Origin of the sequence: Thiomicrospira cyclica ALM1 (genome assembly GCF_000214825.1) — a bacterium.
In the GTDB taxonomy this organism is placed as follows: Bacteria; Pseudomonadota; Gammaproteobacteria; order Thiomicrospirales; family Thiomicrospiraceae; genus Thiomicrospira; species Thiomicrospira cyclica.
This window is the reverse complement of sequence record NC_015581.1, coordinates 1,342,953-1,358,616: the sequence shown is the minus strand read 5'-3', so window position 1 is coordinate 1,358,616 and position 15,664 is coordinate 1,342,953. Positions and strand designations below refer to the sequence as shown.

The 15,664-nt window shown below is 47.7% G+C and carries 14 protein-coding genes; 8 read left to right on the top strand and 6 right to left on the bottom strand.

The annotated features are described in order from the left end of the window. Positions 1-174 precede the first annotated feature (174 nt). Together THICY_RS06065 and THICY_RS08635 are read left to right on the top strand one after the other, a co-directional pair. Positions 175-603 carry a winged helix-turn-helix domain-containing protein gene (locus tag THICY_RS06065; protein ID WP_245534945.1) on the top strand — a complete coding sequence of 143 codons (429 nt, stop codon included), beginning with the start codon at positions 175-177 and terminating at the stop codon, positions 601-603. Positions 604-790: 187 nt separating this feature from the next. Beyond that, complete coding sequence (locus THICY_RS08635; RefSeq protein WP_013835734.1) at positions 791-1,477, top strand: TorF family putative porin; 687 nt, start codon at positions 791-793, stop codon at positions 1,475-1,477. A 136-nt stretch (positions 1,478-1,613) separates the two neighbouring features. On the opposite strand, the gene THICY_RS06055 is transcribed toward THICY_RS08635, so the two are convergent. From THICY_RS06055 to THICY_RS06045, 3 genes are all read right to left on the bottom strand, one after another. Then, positions 1,614-2,720 carry an anhydro-N-acetylmuramic acid kinase gene (locus tag THICY_RS06055; RefSeq protein ID WP_013835733.1) on the bottom strand — a complete coding sequence of 369 codons (1,107 nt, stop codon included), beginning with the start codon at positions 2,718-2,720 and terminating at the stop codon, positions 1,614-1,616. A gap of 12 nt (positions 2,721-2,732) precedes the next feature. Beyond that, the gene (locus THICY_RS06050) at positions 2,733-4,052 is read right to left on the bottom strand and encodes a M23 family metallopeptidase (RefSeq protein ID WP_013835732.1); all 1,320 of its coding nucleotides are present in this window, start codon (positions 4,050-4,052) and stop codon (positions 2,733-2,735) included. Between the two features lie 76 nt (positions 4,053-4,128). Next, positions 4,129-4,392 (bottom strand): sulfurtransferase TusA family protein, encoded by a 264-nt coding sequence (locus tag THICY_RS06045; protein WP_013835731.1) that lies wholly within the window; start codon positions 4,390-4,392, stop codon positions 4,129-4,131. A gap of 137 nt (positions 4,393-4,529) precedes the next feature. Here THICY_RS06045 and glyQ point away from each other — a divergent pair, with 137 nt between their 5' ends. Genes glyQ through THICY_RS06025 form a run of 4 tightly spaced genes read left to right on the top strand, consistent with a single transcriptional unit; the run spans position 4,530 to position 8,834 of the window. Continuing rightward, positions 4,530-5,468, top strand: coding sequence for a glycine--tRNA ligase subunit alpha (gene glyQ / locus THICY_RS06040; protein ID WP_013835730.1), 939 nt, complete (start codon positions 4,530-4,532; stop codon positions 5,466-5,468). Continuing rightward, positions 5,468-7,543 carry a glycine--tRNA ligase subunit beta gene (gene glyS / locus THICY_RS06035; protein WP_013835729.1) on the top strand — a complete coding sequence of 692 codons (2,076 nt, stop codon included), beginning with the start codon at positions 5,468-5,470 and terminating at the stop codon, positions 7,541-7,543. The genes glyQ and glyS overlap by 1 nt, the downstream gene beginning before the upstream one ends. Continuing rightward, entirely contained in the window at positions 7,543-8,118 is a 576-nt protein-coding gene (gmhB, locus tag THICY_RS06030) for a D-glycero-beta-D-manno-heptose 1,7-bisphosphate 7-phosphatase (RefSeq protein ID WP_013835728.1), read from the top strand. Before glyS ends, gmhB begins: the two co-directional genes overlap by 1 nt. Next, entirely contained in the window at positions 8,115-8,834 is a 720-nt protein-coding gene (locus THICY_RS06025; RefSeq protein WP_013835727.1) for a lysophospholipid acyltransferase family protein, read from the top strand. Before gmhB ends, THICY_RS06025 begins: the two co-directional genes overlap by 4 nt. 14 nt (positions 8,835-8,848) lie before the next feature. Here the strand turns inward: THICY_RS06025 and THICY_RS06020 are convergent, their stop codons facing one another. Together THICY_RS06020 and pdxH are read right to left on the bottom strand one after the other, a co-directional pair. Beyond that, the gene (locus tag THICY_RS06020; protein ID WP_013835726.1) at positions 8,849-9,577 is read right to left on the bottom strand and encodes a uracil-DNA glycosylase; all 729 of its coding nucleotides are present in this window, start codon (positions 9,575-9,577) and stop codon (positions 8,849-8,851) included. Continuing rightward, positions 9,558-10,205: a pyridoxamine 5'-phosphate oxidase gene (gene pdxH / locus THICY_RS06015; RefSeq protein ID WP_013835725.1), complete on the bottom strand. Its 648-nt coding sequence runs from the start codon at positions 10,203-10,205 to the stop codon at positions 9,558-9,560. The genes THICY_RS06020 and pdxH overlap by 20 nt, the downstream gene beginning before the upstream one ends. 131 nt (positions 10,206-10,336) lie before the next feature. On the opposite strand from pdxH, the gene parE reads away from it, so the two are divergent. After that, positions 10,337-12,220: a DNA topoisomerase IV subunit B gene (gene parE, locus THICY_RS06010; RefSeq protein WP_013835724.1), complete on the top strand. Its 1,884-nt coding sequence runs from the start codon at positions 10,337-10,339 to the stop codon at positions 12,218-12,220. 9 nt (positions 12,221-12,229) lie between these two features. Continuing rightward, complete coding sequence (locus THICY_RS06005; protein WP_013835723.1) at positions 12,230-14,002, top strand: tetratricopeptide repeat protein; 1,773 nt, start codon at positions 12,230-12,232, stop codon at positions 14,000-14,002. Between the two features lie 20 nt (positions 14,003-14,022). On the opposite strand, the gene THICY_RS06000 is transcribed toward THICY_RS06005, so the two are convergent. Further along, positions 14,023-15,654 carry an acetolactate synthase large subunit gene (locus tag THICY_RS06000; protein WP_013835722.1) on the bottom strand — a complete coding sequence of 544 codons (1,632 nt, stop codon included), beginning with the start codon at positions 15,652-15,654 and terminating at the stop codon, positions 14,023-14,025. Between the last annotated feature and the right edge of the window lie 10 nt (positions 15,655-15,664).

Here is a 15,664-nt window from a genome sequence, read left to right as displayed (position 1 = left end):
TTATAACGTTTTTTTCTGAGACTAAATATAGTGGAGTTGCGAGTAAAGTGCAATAGCTGATTTAGCTAGATTGTTCACAGTGTATCGTTAGTTTAAAGACGGGGTAATCTTGATTTTTAGTAGATTTTATCGAGGCTTAGCTTGTGGATAAGTTTGTGGAATAGCTGTCATTTTATGCTTAAAAAAAATTTAAAAAAAGGTGGTCGGATGCAGGTTGAACAAAAACTACCCGGTGAGGTGTTAAGTGCGTCAATTCGAGGGCGTATCTGGTTGATGGCGCCAAATGGTGAAAGTTATTTTGGCAAGGGTCGCGTTGTATTGTTGGAGCGAATCGCGGAGTATGGCTCAATCAGTCAGGCAGCTAAATCGATGAATATGTCTTATAAAAAAGCTTGGCGTTTGGTGGATGAGATGAATCAGGCGGCCGTAGAGCCTTTGGTGGTGAGTGAAACCGGCGGGCGCCAGGGTGGTGGCACGAGGATTACCGAGGCCGCCGAACGGGTAATTGCGCAGTATCATCAATTGCACGCTGCGTTATTAGCTTTTTGTGCCGAGCAAGAGCGCATTCTTGCGCCAGATCAGGCTGGAAGGTCTAGCGGATAAAGATTGATGTTTTATTTTGGTGCAATATTGCACCTTTAATGCAATTTTATAGCGGATAAAAATTTACTTATACCGCTATTATTTAACTTAACTAATTGTTTTTTAATGTTTTGTTTTATTTCTGGCACGATAAAAGCTTCATAGATTTCGAGTTTAGCTCTTGTTAGTCATAAAAAGGAAAACAAACATGAAAAATGCATTAAAATTAAAATCTTTAGCTTTATCAGTAGCGGTTGCTTCATCTTCAATGGCGGTAATGGCGCCTAACGTCGCGCAAGCCGAATTGACCGGTAACATTGGTATGATGTCAGAATACTATTTCCGTGGTATTTCACAATCTGAGGGTGTTGTTTCACCTGAGTTTGGTGTTGATTACGAGCACGAGTCTGGTTTGTACTTGGGTTTATGGTCGGCAAAAGTTGCTGATAGTGATGTTGAGTATGACATCTATGGTGGTTACGAAACCGAAATCAGTGGCTTTACCTTGGGTGCGGGTTTTACATTATACCGCTACTTGGAAGGGAATTTTGATACGCCTTATGATGAATTAAATTTTTGGGCAGGTTATGGTCCATTAACAGTTATGTATGATCGTGGTATCAACCGTGATGCTGATGATAATGGTAAAGATATTGATTATTCTGTTATTAGTGCCGAATTAGAGTATGCCGGCTTCTATGGTATTTATGGCAAAGGTATGGATTTCGCTGGCAAAGGCGTAGATCACACTTACATGCAGTTAGGTTATAGCACCGAAATCTATACTGATACTTCGATTGATTTCTCAATCTTACGTTCGAGTAAAGAAGCAACGGGTGGTGATGAAGAAACCACTTTATTACTTGGTATCAACAAGTCATTTAGCTTTATGTAATGCAAGTTAGGCTCGCTGTGTTGCGAGCCGTGTTTTCCGATTTATGCTGTCGGAGTCCTTGGTTAGTATCCTCGTAGGCCTTGTGCAAGCAAGGTTTTTTCAGGCCCCTCGCGGGCCTGCTTTTTATCTCAAACCGCTATTTTCCCTGCCAACAACCGCCGAGTATCATCGGTTTTTCACTGCCAGTAACACTCGTTAAATCTACTTTATTGCCCAGCCAGGCCTGCTGCGCCAACCAGGCACAGAGCATCCCTTCAATGGCCAATGGGTCGGTCTGGTAATCCTGGGTGGTTTCCACGGTATGGGTGGCTAATTGGTTGGCTAATTTATCTTGTAAGCGCTGGATTAGCGTTCGGTTTAAGCTACCGCCACCGCAAATAATGACCGGCGCGTTAATGCTATTAACCGCTTGGGCAATGGTGTATACCGTGAGCGCGTTTAAGGTGCTAAGTAATTGCTGTGGCGCCTGCCAAGCTTCAGCGGGTAAGCATTCTCGTAGCCATGCCTGATTAAAATAATCACGTCCGGTGCTTTTGGGTGGGGGCTGGCTAAAATAAGGGTCATCTAATAACTGTGCTAACCAGACCTGGTTAGGTGCGACGCTGGCAGCTAATTGGCCTTGATCATCAAAAGCGCAGTTAAAATACTGTTGGCAAATCTCGTCCATTAGGCTATTGCCTGGTCCGGTGTCCCAGCCTTGTAGTGGTTGGTGTGGGGTAATTAAGCTGACATTGGCCATGCCACCGATATTAACCATCCAAGCCTGTTGAATATTGTGACTGTGTAACCAGGCCTGATGAAACAGTGGCGCCAGTGGTGCCCCTTGACCGCCTAATGCCATATCATCCACTCGAAAATCGCCGTAGGTGCTGATTCCGGTACGTTTGGCAATAATCGCCGGATGGCCAATTTGTAAACTCATACCCAGTTCGGGTGCATGAAATAGCGTATGACCATGACTGCCAATGGCGGTAATATCGGCGGGCTGAAGCTCATGCTGGTAAATAAGATTCAGTGCGGCTTGGGCGAAGGCTTCGCCCAGATCACGTTGCAGTTGGGACAGTTGCGTTAGACTGATTTGCTGGCTGTGATTCAGTGCTTGTAATTCATCGGCATGAGGTAGGGGGTAGCTTAAGCGCCCCACTAGTTCCATGGACTTGTCTTCTGGTTTCACGAGGCAGGCCTCAATGCCATCAGCACTGGTGCCAGACATTAGGCCGATAAAATAGTGCGGCTTGTTCATCTAAGTGTAATGCTACTCGAACAGTGTCGCGAGTTGCGTCACTTCTGGGTCAGTACGGCGCAGTTGACTGTTGAGCAGGCCGGCCCATTGGGCAAAAGTCGTTTTGTGTTCCGCTGCCACCGGATCGCCACCCGGGAACTCAACGGTTAAGGGGTCGTGATGCACGCCGTTAATGCGGAATTCGTAGTGCAGGTGTGGGCCGGTTGCTAGGCCAGTCATGCCAACATAGCCAATAACATCGCCTTGTTTTACCCGTTGTCCCTGCTGAAATTTGCCGAATCGTGACATATGGCCATAGACGGTTTCATAACGCCCCGCGTGTTGCAAAATGATGTAGTTGCCATAACCACGACCCCAGCCGCGGAACTTGACCGTACCGTCACCGGCCGCGTAAATAGGGGTTCCGGTAGGGGCGGCATAGTCAACGCCCTTGTGATCACGGATTTCCTGTAGTACTGGGTGGTAGCGGCCACGCTGGAAGCGCGAGCTGATACGGGTGTAGTTTATGGGGTTACGCATAAAGGCTTTGCGCAGGTTGTCACCATTTTCGTTGAAATAGCCGAGTAGCTCGCCGTCCTGTTCAAAGCGGAAAGCATTGATGGTACGATTACGATGCTTTAGGTTGAGTTGTGCGGCCAATATGGCACCATCGCCAATGTATTCGCCATCAATATAACGGCGTTCGTAAATAATGGTGAACTCGTCACCTTCGCGTAATTCTCGGACAAAATCAACTTCCCAAGAATAAATATCCGCCAAATTCATAATGGTGCGTGGGCTGGCGCCTACGGCTTGCACGCCCAGATAAAAGGAATCACTAATGTCACCCGAGGCCATAACGATGCGGGTTTTAACCTCTTTGCGCTCGGCGTAAATCGCCATGCCGTCGGCTAGTTCATCATTCGTTTCAAGAATATAGGTCAGGGTAGGGGTTCTGTTGAGCTCCATGCGAGCCAGTTCGCCATCTTCAGTTAGCCACATGACCAATTCATCGCCAGTGCGAAGGCGGGTGAAGTAGTGCGCATTTTCATGACGACCAATGCGCCATAGTAGGTTGCCGTTATCCGCTATGCCTTGTAGGGCATGGCTCAGGCTTTGGTTGCGTTGCAGGGTATAGCGGTGTTCGCGCAAGGCAGGTTGTTCGATAGTGTTTTCGTTTTGCACCAATGTGTCAATTCTAGACGGTTCGGGTAGCTCTAGGCTGACACGCTGATAGCTATCCGTTGTAGCATGCGCTGTTTGACTTAAAACGCTTGCGCTGAGCAGTAGCGCAAATAGAATTGCCAGGCGTTTTGAAGCTGAAGCTATACGAAAATGTGGTAATTGCGGCATAAACGAATCCTAAGGTGGTAACTGGGTCGTGGTAACTGGGTTATAACTAATTTTTTGGGTGTCTTTATGAGTGTTTTTAACTTTCTTTTAATTTTAGCCTAATTTGCCAAACGGTTGGAGCAACTTGTGGCTCTGGTTGGGCAAAAATAGCACAACTAATAAAGTCATGTTTATTAATCCGGCACCAGCTAGCGAGATCTTTTTCAGCAGCGGGATCTGTTACTAAGACTTCTAGTTGGCTGCCAGGGGCTAGGTTGCGTGCCGCTTGTTGCACTTTAATCACCGGCATGGGGCATTTCAGTCCCTTTAAATCGAGTTGATGGGGCGGATGCAACGGCATAAATCATCCTTTTTAGGGTATAATCGCGCTAATTTTTTTATTTTTTGGGCAGACCTGGTGGATAGGCTTTTAAAGCACGCCTTTTCAAGCGCGCCAGGGTTTCTGTTCGATTCGTCATTTTAACCGAGGATGGAAGCGTGTCAAATAATCAACTCGTTGCTGATGTATCCAGTTTTCAAGGCTTAATTCAAACGCTACAAGCCTATTGGGCCGCACAAGGCTGTGTGGTGATGCAACCTTATGATAATGAAATGGGCGCGGGCACCTTTCACCCGGCCACCTTTTTACGTTCGATTGGGCCGGAGCCATGGCGTGCGGCTTATGTGCAACCGAGTCGTCGTCCAACCGATGGCCGTTATGGCGAAAACCCGAATCGCTTACAGCATTACTATCAGTTTCAGGTGATGCTAAAACCTTCGCCCGATAATATTCAAGAGCTCTATTTGGATTCTCTACGCCATTTAGGCATTGATCCTTTAGAGCATGATATTCGTTTTGTCGAAGACAACTGGGAGTCGCCTACCCTGGGTGCTTGGGGCTTAGGTTGGGAAGTTTGGTTAAACGGGATGGAGGTGACTCAGTTTACCTATTTTCAACAGGTCGGGGGCTTGGAGTGTCGTCCGGTAACCGGTGAAATCACCTATGGTCTTGAGCGCATCGCCATGTACCTGCAAGGCGTGGATAGCGTTTATGATTTAACCTGGGTGGATGGTCCGCAGGGCAAGGTCACCTATGGTGATGTATTCCATCAAAATGAAGTTGAAATGTCGGCTTATAATTTTGAACATGCGGATGTACCGCATTTATTTGGCCAATTTGATGCCTGTGAAAAAGCCTTTGCTGGTTTGATTGCAGCAGGCCTGCCCCTACCTGCTTATGAGCAGGTGCTAAAAGCCTCACACACCTTTAACCTGCTTGATGCTCGCCATGCCATTAGTGTTACAGAGCGTGCGCGTTTTATTGGGCGGGTGCGTGCTATGGCACGGGATGTGGCCCAAGCCTATTTTAATGGCCGTGAAGCTCTAGGGTTTCCTTTGGTAAAAACAGACAAAGCGGTGCAAGAGGGAGCAAACTAATGTCGGCGCAACAAGATATCTTGATTGAAATTGGTACAGAAGAATTACCGCCAAAATCACTGCAAAATTTGGCCAAGTCTTTAGCGACCGGTCTTGAAGGTGGCTTACAGCAAGCTAATTTGACCTATGGGCAGGTGCATATTTACGCGGCCCCGCGTCGCTTAGCTGTCTGGATTGAAACTGTGCAAACCCAGCAAGCTGAGCAGGTATTAGAACGGAAAGGACCGGCGCTGCAAGCCGCGTATGACAGTGAGGGTCAGCCAACCAAAGCCCTGATGGGTTTTGCAAAGTCCTGTGGTTTAGAGCTGAGCGAGTTATTTACTGAGGAAACCGATAAGGGTGCGTGGTTAATGGCGCGTCAGGTTAAAGCCGGTGCGGCGCTCAGTAGCTTACTACCAGGCCTGGTTGAACAGGCTTTAAAGCAGTTACCGATTCCAAAACCAATGCGCTGGGGCGATTCGGCGATTGAGTTTGTGCGTCCTGTTCACTGGGTCATTTTGATGATAGGTGATCAGGTCGTTCCGGCGACCATTTTAGGTTTGCCAACAGGAAATACTACTCGAGGTCATCGCTTCCATGCGCCACAAGAACTTGAGATTTCGTTGCCTAGTGAATATGCGTCGATCCTTGCAGAACAGGGCTTTGTGATCGCTGATTTTGCCCAGCGTCGTGAGCGTATTCGTGAACAGGTTGCGCGAGTTGCCGATAGTTTTGATGCGCGCCCCGTTATAGACGAGGCCTTATTAGATGAAGTGACTGCGCTTAATGAATGGCCAAATGCGTTGGCTGGCTGTTTTGATGAAGACTTTTTACAGGTTCCCGCGGAATGTTTAGTATCTGCTATGAAAGGTCATCAAAAGTTTTTCCATTGCTTGGCACCGAATGGCGAGCTGATGGCGCGGTTTATTACTGTTAGCAATATCGCCAGCCAAAATCCAGCCTCGGTGGTATCGGGGAATGAACGGGTGATTCGTCCGCGTTTATCGGATGCGCAATTCTTTTGGAACCAAGATCGTAAACAGCCTTTGGATGCTTTTTTACCCGCTTTAGAGAAAGTAGTTTTTCAACAGCAATTAGGCACGGTGGCCGAGAAGATCGGGCGCATAGAGCGATTAGCCGGTGAGTTGGCCGCAGAACTCAATGTGGAGCCTGCCGCGGCCATGCGCGCCGCCAAGTTAGCAAAATGTGACTTGATGAGCTTGATGGTTGGTGAATTTCCAGAGTTGCAGGGAACTATGGGGCGTTATTATGCCCAGCAACAAGGCGAATCATCTGCGGTAGCCCAGGCTATTGAGCAACATTATTGGCCACGTTTTGCTGGCGATAGCTTACCCGAAGATACCTTGAGTCAAATTGTCGCCTTGGCTGATCGTTTGGATACGATTGTTGGAATTTATGCGATTGGGCAGGGGCCAACCGGTGATAAGGATCCGTTTGCGTTGCGTCGAGCCGCACTCGGTTTGGCGCGAATTGTCATTGAATCCGGTTTGCCGTTGGATATCCATTATTGGGTTGAGCGTGCCGCGGCGGCTTATCAACAATTGACCATCAGTGCCGAACAACAGGCTGATATTGTGGCATTTATCGTGTCACGTTTAAAATCCTACTATCAAGATGAGGGCGTGGCCGCTCAGGTGTTTGATGCCGTGCGTGATACTGGTGTGACGCGCTTGTTAGAGTTAAACCAGCGAATTCAGGCGGTACGGCACTTTGCGAGCTTGGAGCAGGCGGAGAGCTTGTCAGCGGCGAACAAACGGATTGCTAATATTTTGAAAAAAGTGGCGCAACCCTGGCCAAATGAGGTTAGTGAGAGCCGTTTTGAACATGAGGCCGAAGCTGTGCTTTGGTCCGCTTTTAGTAACGTAAGAGCGCAAAGTTTGGCGGCGATGAATGATGGCGATTATCAGCAGGCGTTGCTGGTATTAGCAGCCTTGCGTGAACCGGTAGATGCCTTCTTTGATCAGGTACACGTGATGGCTGATGATGCTGGCTTACAGGTCAACCGTATTGCGATGTTGAATCATATTCGTCAAGCCTTTTTGGCGGTTGCCGATATTTCGCGGTTGGCAAATTAATGATCAATGTTGCGCCGCCGTTATTGATTTTGGATCGAGATGGCGTGATTAACTATGATTCGGATGCCTTTATCAAGTCGGCTGATGAGTGGCAACCTATTCCAGGAAGTTTAGCGGCGATTGCGCGTTTTAAACGTGCCGGTTGGCAGGTTGCGGTTGCAACCAACCAATCTGGTATTGCGCGTGGTTACTATGATCGCGCCGCTTTGAGTGCCATGCACCGAAAGCTACATAGTTTGTTATTTCATGAGTTTGGCGTTGTTTTGGACTGGGTATGTTACGCCCCCTATCTTACCGATCAACCCAATGCTGCGCGCAAGCCTCAGCCAGGTATGTTGCGACAAATTGGTATCACCCTTAATCGTTCGATTGAACAGCAAATTATGGTCGGTGACACCTTGGCCGATGTTCAAGCGGCGCAGGCGGCGGGGATGCGTCCTTTGTTGGTGCGTACAGGCAAGGGCGAGCGCACCTTGGCTCAACAACCAGGCCTGGTTAATCAGGTACCGGTTTATGACGATTTGGCCGCTGTTGCCGAGACACTCATATCATCACAGAGCGAGCAGGTCAGATGAAAATTGTCGTGTTTTTTCGATCATTGCTGTTTGAAATCGGGCGAATCAGTTTAACGCTGTTTTTTGCGGTGTTTGGGCAGTTGTTATGGTTAGCACCTTATCCTGTTCGGTATGTTGTGCTCGGCTATTGGGCCCGTTTAACACTCGCGTGGTTGCGCATGACGTGTGGTGTTAAGGTATCGGTTGCCGGATTGGAGCATCTAGACTCTTCTCAGCCAAGTATTGTCATGGCGCACCATGAATCGGCATGGGAAACCTTGGCGCTGCATGGTTTATTACCCCGTCATACCTATGTGCTGAAGCGCGAACTTATGTGGATTCCGTTTTTTGGCTGGACCTTAGCCATGTTAAAACCGATTGCCATCAATCGCTCTGCCGGTGCCAAAGCACTCAAACAGCTGTTACAGCAAGCCAAGCAACACATGAACGAGCGTGGCGATTGGGTGGTTATTTTTCCAGAAGGGACTCGCGTGCCAACTGGCACAGTGGGTAAATTAGGAAGTGGTGCGGCGCGTTTAGCGCAACAAATGCAAGTACCGGTCTATTTTTTAACCCATAATGCCGGCGAAATTTGGCCTAAAAAAAGCTTTTTAAAATATCCTGGAGAGATTCAGGTTGCGATTAGTCCGCGTGTTATCCCAGCCGATCATTCGTTAGAGCAGATCAACCAGCAAGCCGCCGATTTTTTTACGACTGGCTTAAGCAGGTTTATGTGAGATTAATAAATGGGTTATGTCAGCGTCCAATCAATTTCAGCAAGGCCTTGCGAGCGCAGCCAATGATTAGCTTGACTGAATGGTTTACTACCCCAAAAGCCACGATACGCAGACAAAGGCGAGGGATGAGCGCTCATTAAACATAAATGGCGGGTATCAATCAAAGATTGAAGTTGCTGAGCCGGTTTGCCCCACAAAATGAACACGATATTATTTGGGTGCTTATTAAGCTGGGCAATAACCTGTTCGGTAAACCATTCCCAGCCTTGGCCTTGATGACTGTTGGACTGTTCCGCGCGCAAGGTTAGCACACGGTTGAGCAGTAATACGCCCTGGATAGCCCAGCTAGACAAATCACCGTTGATGGGACAGCTGCCTAAATCATCGACTAATTCTTGAAAAATATTGCGCAGGGATTTGGGTAAAGGGCTGACACTGGCCTCGACTGAAAAACTTAAACCATGCGCATGACCCGCGGTGGGATAGGGGTCCTGTCCCACGATGACAACTTTCACTTGTTCGTATGGCGTTAAATTGAGTGCTCGAAACCATTGGGTTTGTGCCGGAAAAATTTGATGTCCTTCAGCTAATTCGTTATTTAAAAAGTCACTGAGTTGTTGCAGGCTAGGATGGCTCCACAGCGGGGCAAGCTGAGCCTGCCAACTGGGTTCAGTTATAAGATTGGCTAAATTAATCGACATAGTATTGCTAAGCTGGTCGGCGTTATGGGGAAAGACGTACACCTGACCATTCCCCCGCGGTATTACAGGTGAAATTAAGCCGGTCGTGTAGGCGATTGGGACGCCCTTGCCAAAACTCGATACGTTTAGGGGTTAAACAATAGCCACCCCAATGAGCAGGCCTTGTGGGTGCGCTATTGGCGTATTGTTGTTTTAACTCGGCCATTTTTAATTCAATCGCGTCACGATTAGGAAGCGTTTGGCTTTGAGCAGAAACCAGCGCGCCGAGCTGGCTATCCAATGGACGGCTCTGAAAATAGCGATCAGAGGCTTCCGGGCTAATTTTGGCTACTCGACCTTCAATACGAATTTGGCGCTCTAGTTGTGGCCAGAAAAAATTAACCGCGGCGACCGGATTAGCTAACAGCTCTTCGCCTTTATCGCTGGCATAATTGGTGTAAAAAACCAAGCCTGCCTCATCAAATTGTTTAAGCAGAACGATACGACTATGAGGGCTCCCTTTGGCGTCCACTGTGGCTAGATTCATGGCCGTGGGTTCATCGACCTTGTGGTTAAAGGCATCGTCAAACCAGGTTTGTAACAGCAGTAAGGGATCGTGCTGCAGGAAATTGTCATCCAATGCACCCATCTCATAACTTTTGCGTTCGGCATGGTAATCACGGTTTGGCATAGTCTACCTCGAATAAATCCGTCAATATGGATCTCTCATGATACTGACAGCGCTGACAAAATGCTAGAGGCACTCACCAAAGCAGGCCTTTTGGTCTATAATTTCAACAAATCTTAGAAAGGAGATGGGCTATGGCACAAGGCTACAATTCAGCGGAAATTGAGGTTTTAACTGGTTTAGATCCCGTACGCAAGCGCCCTGGTATGTATACCGATACTAGCCGCCCTAATCACCTAGCTCAGGAAGTTATAGATAATAGTGTCGATGAAGCACTGGCAGGTTTTGCATCGTGTATTGACGTGGTTCATTATGCGGATGGTTCGATCAGCGTAGCTGATAACGGTCGTGGAATGCCGGTCGATGTACATCCTGAAGAAGGCGTACCTGGCGTTGAAGTCATCCTCACCCGCCTGCATGCGGGCGGCAAGTTTTCCAACAAAGCTTATCAGTTTTCAGGCGGCTTGCATGGTGTCGGTGTATCGGTCGTTAATGCCTTGTCCAAGCGAGTTGATGTGGAAATTAAACGCGATGGTTTGATACACCATATAGCTTTTGAAAGTGGTCAACGAGTAAGCCCGTTAACCGTGACTGGGAAGGTCGCTAAAAAGCAAACCGGCACCCTGGTCACTTTTTGGCCAGATGCCCAGTTCTTCGATTCCCCCAAGTATGCCTTGTCTCGTTTAAAACATCTATTGCGGGCCAAAGCCGTTTTGTGTCCAGGCTTGCTGATTCGATTTGAAGACCAGGTGAGTCAGGAGCAGCAAGAATGGTGTTATGAATCCGGTCTGCAAGATTACTTGGTGCAATCCATGGCCGGTCAAGAGGTCTATCCGGCAGAGGGTTTTGTCGGTGAGCATCGTAGTGAGCAAGAGGCGGTCTCTTGGGCTTTAGCTTGGCAGGTTGGCGGTGAACCCCTCGCTGAAAGCTATGTGAATTTGATTCCGACCCCGCAAGGCGGCACCCATGTTAATGGTTTGCGCCAAGGTGCAACTGATGCGGTACGGGAGTTTTGTGAATTTCGCAATATGTTGCCGCGTGGGTTGAAGTTATCGCCTGAGGATGTGTGGCAAAACGTTGCCTATGTGCTGTCGGCCAAAATGCGTGACCCGCAGTTTGCAGGTCAAACTAAAGAGCGATTGTCTTCGCGTGATGCGGCAGTCTATATTGCTGGTGTGGTAAAAGATGCGTTGAGTCTATGGTTGAATCAACATACCGAAGTGGCCGAAAAGATTGCGGAAATCGCGATTCAAAATGCCCAGTCTCGTCAGCGTAAATCCAAACAAGTAACGCGCAAGAAAATCACCATGGGACCCGCTTTACCTGGCAAATTGGCCGATTGTACGGAGTCCGATTTAACCTTAACAGAGCTGTTTTTGGTTGAAGGGGATTCTGCGGGAGGCTCTGCCAAGCAGGCACGTGACAAGCGTTTTCAGGCAATTATGCCGTTGCGCGGCAAAATTCTAAATACGTGGGAAGTGGCATCAGAGCAAGTATTGGCATCCCAAGAAGTGCATGATATTAGTGTCGCGATCGGTGTAGACCCAGGTAACGATGATTTATCAGGTTTACGATATGGCAAAATCTGCATTTTAGCCGATGCTGATTCTGACGGTGCTCATATCGCGACCTTGATTTGTGCGTTGTTTGTGAGGCATTTTCCTAAGCTCGTTGAGCAGGGGCATGTTTATGTCGCAATGCCGCCTTTGTACCGCATTGATTGGGGTAAAAATGTGTCTTATGCGTTGGATGAAGACGAGCGACAGGGAATATTTGATAAGATACACAATCAAAAGTCAGCAAGTAAAGTACAAGTAACGCGCTTTAAGGGCTTGGGTGAAATGAACCCGTTACAATTACGTGAAACGACTATGGCACCGGCTACGCGTCGTTTGGTGCAGTTGCAGTTTGACGAAACTCATGCCTATGCCAAGATGGATATGATGTTAGCTAAAAAACGCTCATCCGATCGCAAGGCTTGGCTCGAAGAAAAAGGTGACCTCGCAGAGGTTGTATAGGACGTAAAGATGCATAAGATATCAACCCGGATGGTGCTGTCACTTCTAATCGGTGGCGGATTAACCTTATCTGGTTTAACCGGTTGTCAGGGTCAGAGCCTGAGTGTTAAGGCCGATGATGCTGTATCGACAGGCTCACTTGCGGCGCAACAGTTGCCATCTACGCAGATTAACCCTTCTTGGATGTATGATATTTTAGTGGCTGAAATGTTGGCTACGCACGGTGATTTTGTCAATGCCTATCATGTGATGATGAGGGTCGCGTCGCAAAGTCAAGATGTGCAATTGGCGGAGCGGGCGTTTCATTTTGCAATGAGTGCTTATGAACCGCGAGGTATTGAAGAGAGTGCGACCCTTTGGCGTTCGCTGGAGCCTGCCAACGCCACTCCTTGGCGAATTGGCTACATCATGTCGCTTCGTGACGGTGATCTGGAACAAGCTTTATTGAATTGGCAGGCTTACCGCGAACGCTCAACTGACATCTTAGAGGCGGATTTAAAAAATGCGGCGAGTCAGATCGGTCATGGTATGGATCCTGAGATTGCGTTGGCTTTTTTTGAACAACTTTATCTTCGTTATCCCGATGAATGGAGCGCGGGTTATGTCTATGGTTTCGTTGCTGACCATTATCAACAACCTCAATTAGCAATGAAAGTACTCGAAGAGGTTATTCAAGACCCTCAGTCCGAGCGGGATGTGTATTTCGCGCTCATTAATATTTATCTAGAGCAAGATTGGTATGAAAGGGGTATTGAGATGTTGGCCGCTTACATGGTGGCTCAGCCCGATGATTGGAGCATGCAAGAGCGTTACGCACGTCTAGAGGTTCGCGCTCAACAATTTGATGCGGCTGAAGCTCGTTATAAGCGTATAGTGAGCAATAATCCCCAAGCGCGTGCCTCTCAGTTATCCTTGGCGCTATTACTTTTAGACCGTGGCGATTTAGATGCGGCCATGCCACACTTTCATTCCTTGTTACGTCAACAGGCCTATCAAGATATTGCTAACTACTACTTGGGTTTGATTTATCATGGCCAAAATAATGCGACTTTGGCGCGCCAACATTTAAGCCGCGTTGAAGATCCCGTGTATCATCTTGACGCACAATTAGTTTTGGCACAGCTCGATTTTGATCGATCCGGTTTGGAGGCTGCGACGGCTCGTCTAGCTATCTTGGTACAAGACGTCTCATCTATTGATGACACTACTCAGTTAAAGTTATGGCGTGCGCAGGGTTCATTTTATTCTCAAGCAGAGCATTGGCATGATGCCGTTCGTGTCTATCGAGAGGCCTATTCAAAACACAGTGAGTTGTTACCGCTTATTTATGCTTATGCGCTGAGTTTGTATAACACTGGATTGGATGATGAGTATGAGTTTGTTATTCAGCGCGCGTTACAACTCTATCCAGACGAAGCGGATTTACTCAATGCACTGGGTTATTTTTATGCTGAAAAAGGCATTAATTTAAGCAAAGCCCAGATTTTGTTGGATCGGGCCTTGGATATTGCGCCTGACGCTTTTCATATTATTGATAGTCGCGGTTGGTTAGCTTACCAACAAGGTGATTATGAGTTGGCGGAAAAATTAATCAGTCAGGCCTGGTCGATGCAGCAAGACGAAGAGGTTTTATTACATTTAATCCAGGTTAAATGGGCGTTACGTAAGTTTGCAGAAGCAGAAGCGCTATGGGAGCGTTACCATAGCGACTACATGGATAACGAAGAGGTACAAAGTATTCTAAAAAAATTGCGTGCCCATAATAAGTCGGTCACGCAATAATAGGATATCGGGCAGGTCTACTAGGTAGGGCAGACCATTTGCCCCAAGCGCTCAGTGAGTTTTAGATTTTCGGAGTAATCAACCGGGCAGTCAATAATGACGACGCCATCGGTGGCGATTGCTTTAGTTAGAGCTTGTTCTAAGCTAAAGTCAGCGGTGACACGCAGGCCTGTTGCGCCAAAGGCATCAGCCAGTTTGACAAAGTCAGGGTTGTTAAACGCGATATGGCTCTCGCGACCAAATTCATTGAGTTGCTTCCACTTAATTAATCCATAACCACTATCATTCCAAATTAACACCACGATATTGAGTTTGAGTCGCACGGCAGTTTCAATTTCTTGAACATTCATTAAGAAACCAGCATCCCCGGTTAGGGCAACTACCTTTCGGTCAGGATGGGCGAGTTTAGCCGCCATCGCACCGGGCAGTGCAATGCCCATAGCCGCAAAGCCATTTGAAATAATGCAGGTGTTCGGTGCTTGAGCAGGATAGAGTCGAGCCATCCACATTTTATGGGCACCTACATCACAAATGACAATATCTTCATCTGCCAAAGCTTGGCGCAAATCATAGATCGCTTTTTGTGGCTTAACCGGAAAATGATTATCTGCTGCAAATTGGCTTAATTCGTTGTCAATTAAGCGTTTGATTGGACTCACATCGGTTTGGTTTTGGCGCACAACCTGTTTGGAAAGCTGGTTTAGGCTTTCATTTAAATCGGCTACGATCCCTACAGCGAGGCTGTAAAATTCGTCAACTTCGGCAGGTTGAGAGTCGAGATGGATAATGTGGCAATCTGGGCAGTGATTCCACAAATGAGGGTGATATTCGACGATATCGTAGCCAACACAAATAATCACATCGGCACGGTCGATACCGCATGCGATATAATCACGGGCTTGTAAACCAATTGTTCCCAGTGCCAGAGGGTGGCGGCAGGGTAAAACACCTTTTGCCATAAAAGTATTGGCAACGGGGATTTGATGGCTTTCTGCAAAAGTGGCAAGGGCCGTGTTAGCGTTATTACGGACAATGCCGTTACCCGCTAAAATAATGGGGTAGCGCGCTTTGCTAATAATTTCAGCGGCTAAGGCTACTTTATCCGGATGGGGGAAAGGGGCTTTAGGTGCTTGAGGTTTTAAGGGTTGTTTATTAACGGTCATGGGTGCGATGTTTTCTGGGAAGTCAATAAAGCAACAGCCAGGTTTTTCCATTTGTGCCACTTTGAAGGCTTTTCGCACGACCTCGGGTACAATATCTGGGCTTAGAATTTGGGTGCTGTATTTTGTGATAGGTTGAAACAGGTTGACTAAATCAAGCACCTGGTGGCTTTCTTTATGTAGACGATTCGTTGACGCTTGACCTGCTATCGCTACTACGGGGGCGTGGTCCATATTGGCGTCAGCCACACCGGTAACTAGATTGGTAGCGCCTGGACCAAGGGTTGATAAACAGACGCCGGCTTTACCGGTAAGGCGACCATAGACATCGGCCATGAAGGCGCCGCCTTGTTCGTGGCGCGTAAGAATAAACTCAATTGGGCTGTCGAGGAGCGCGTCCATAATGTCGAGGTTTTCTTCGCCAGGGATGCCAAAAATATATTCAACTCCTTCGTTTTCAAGGCACTTGACCAATAGCTCTGCTGCATTCATTGTAGTAACC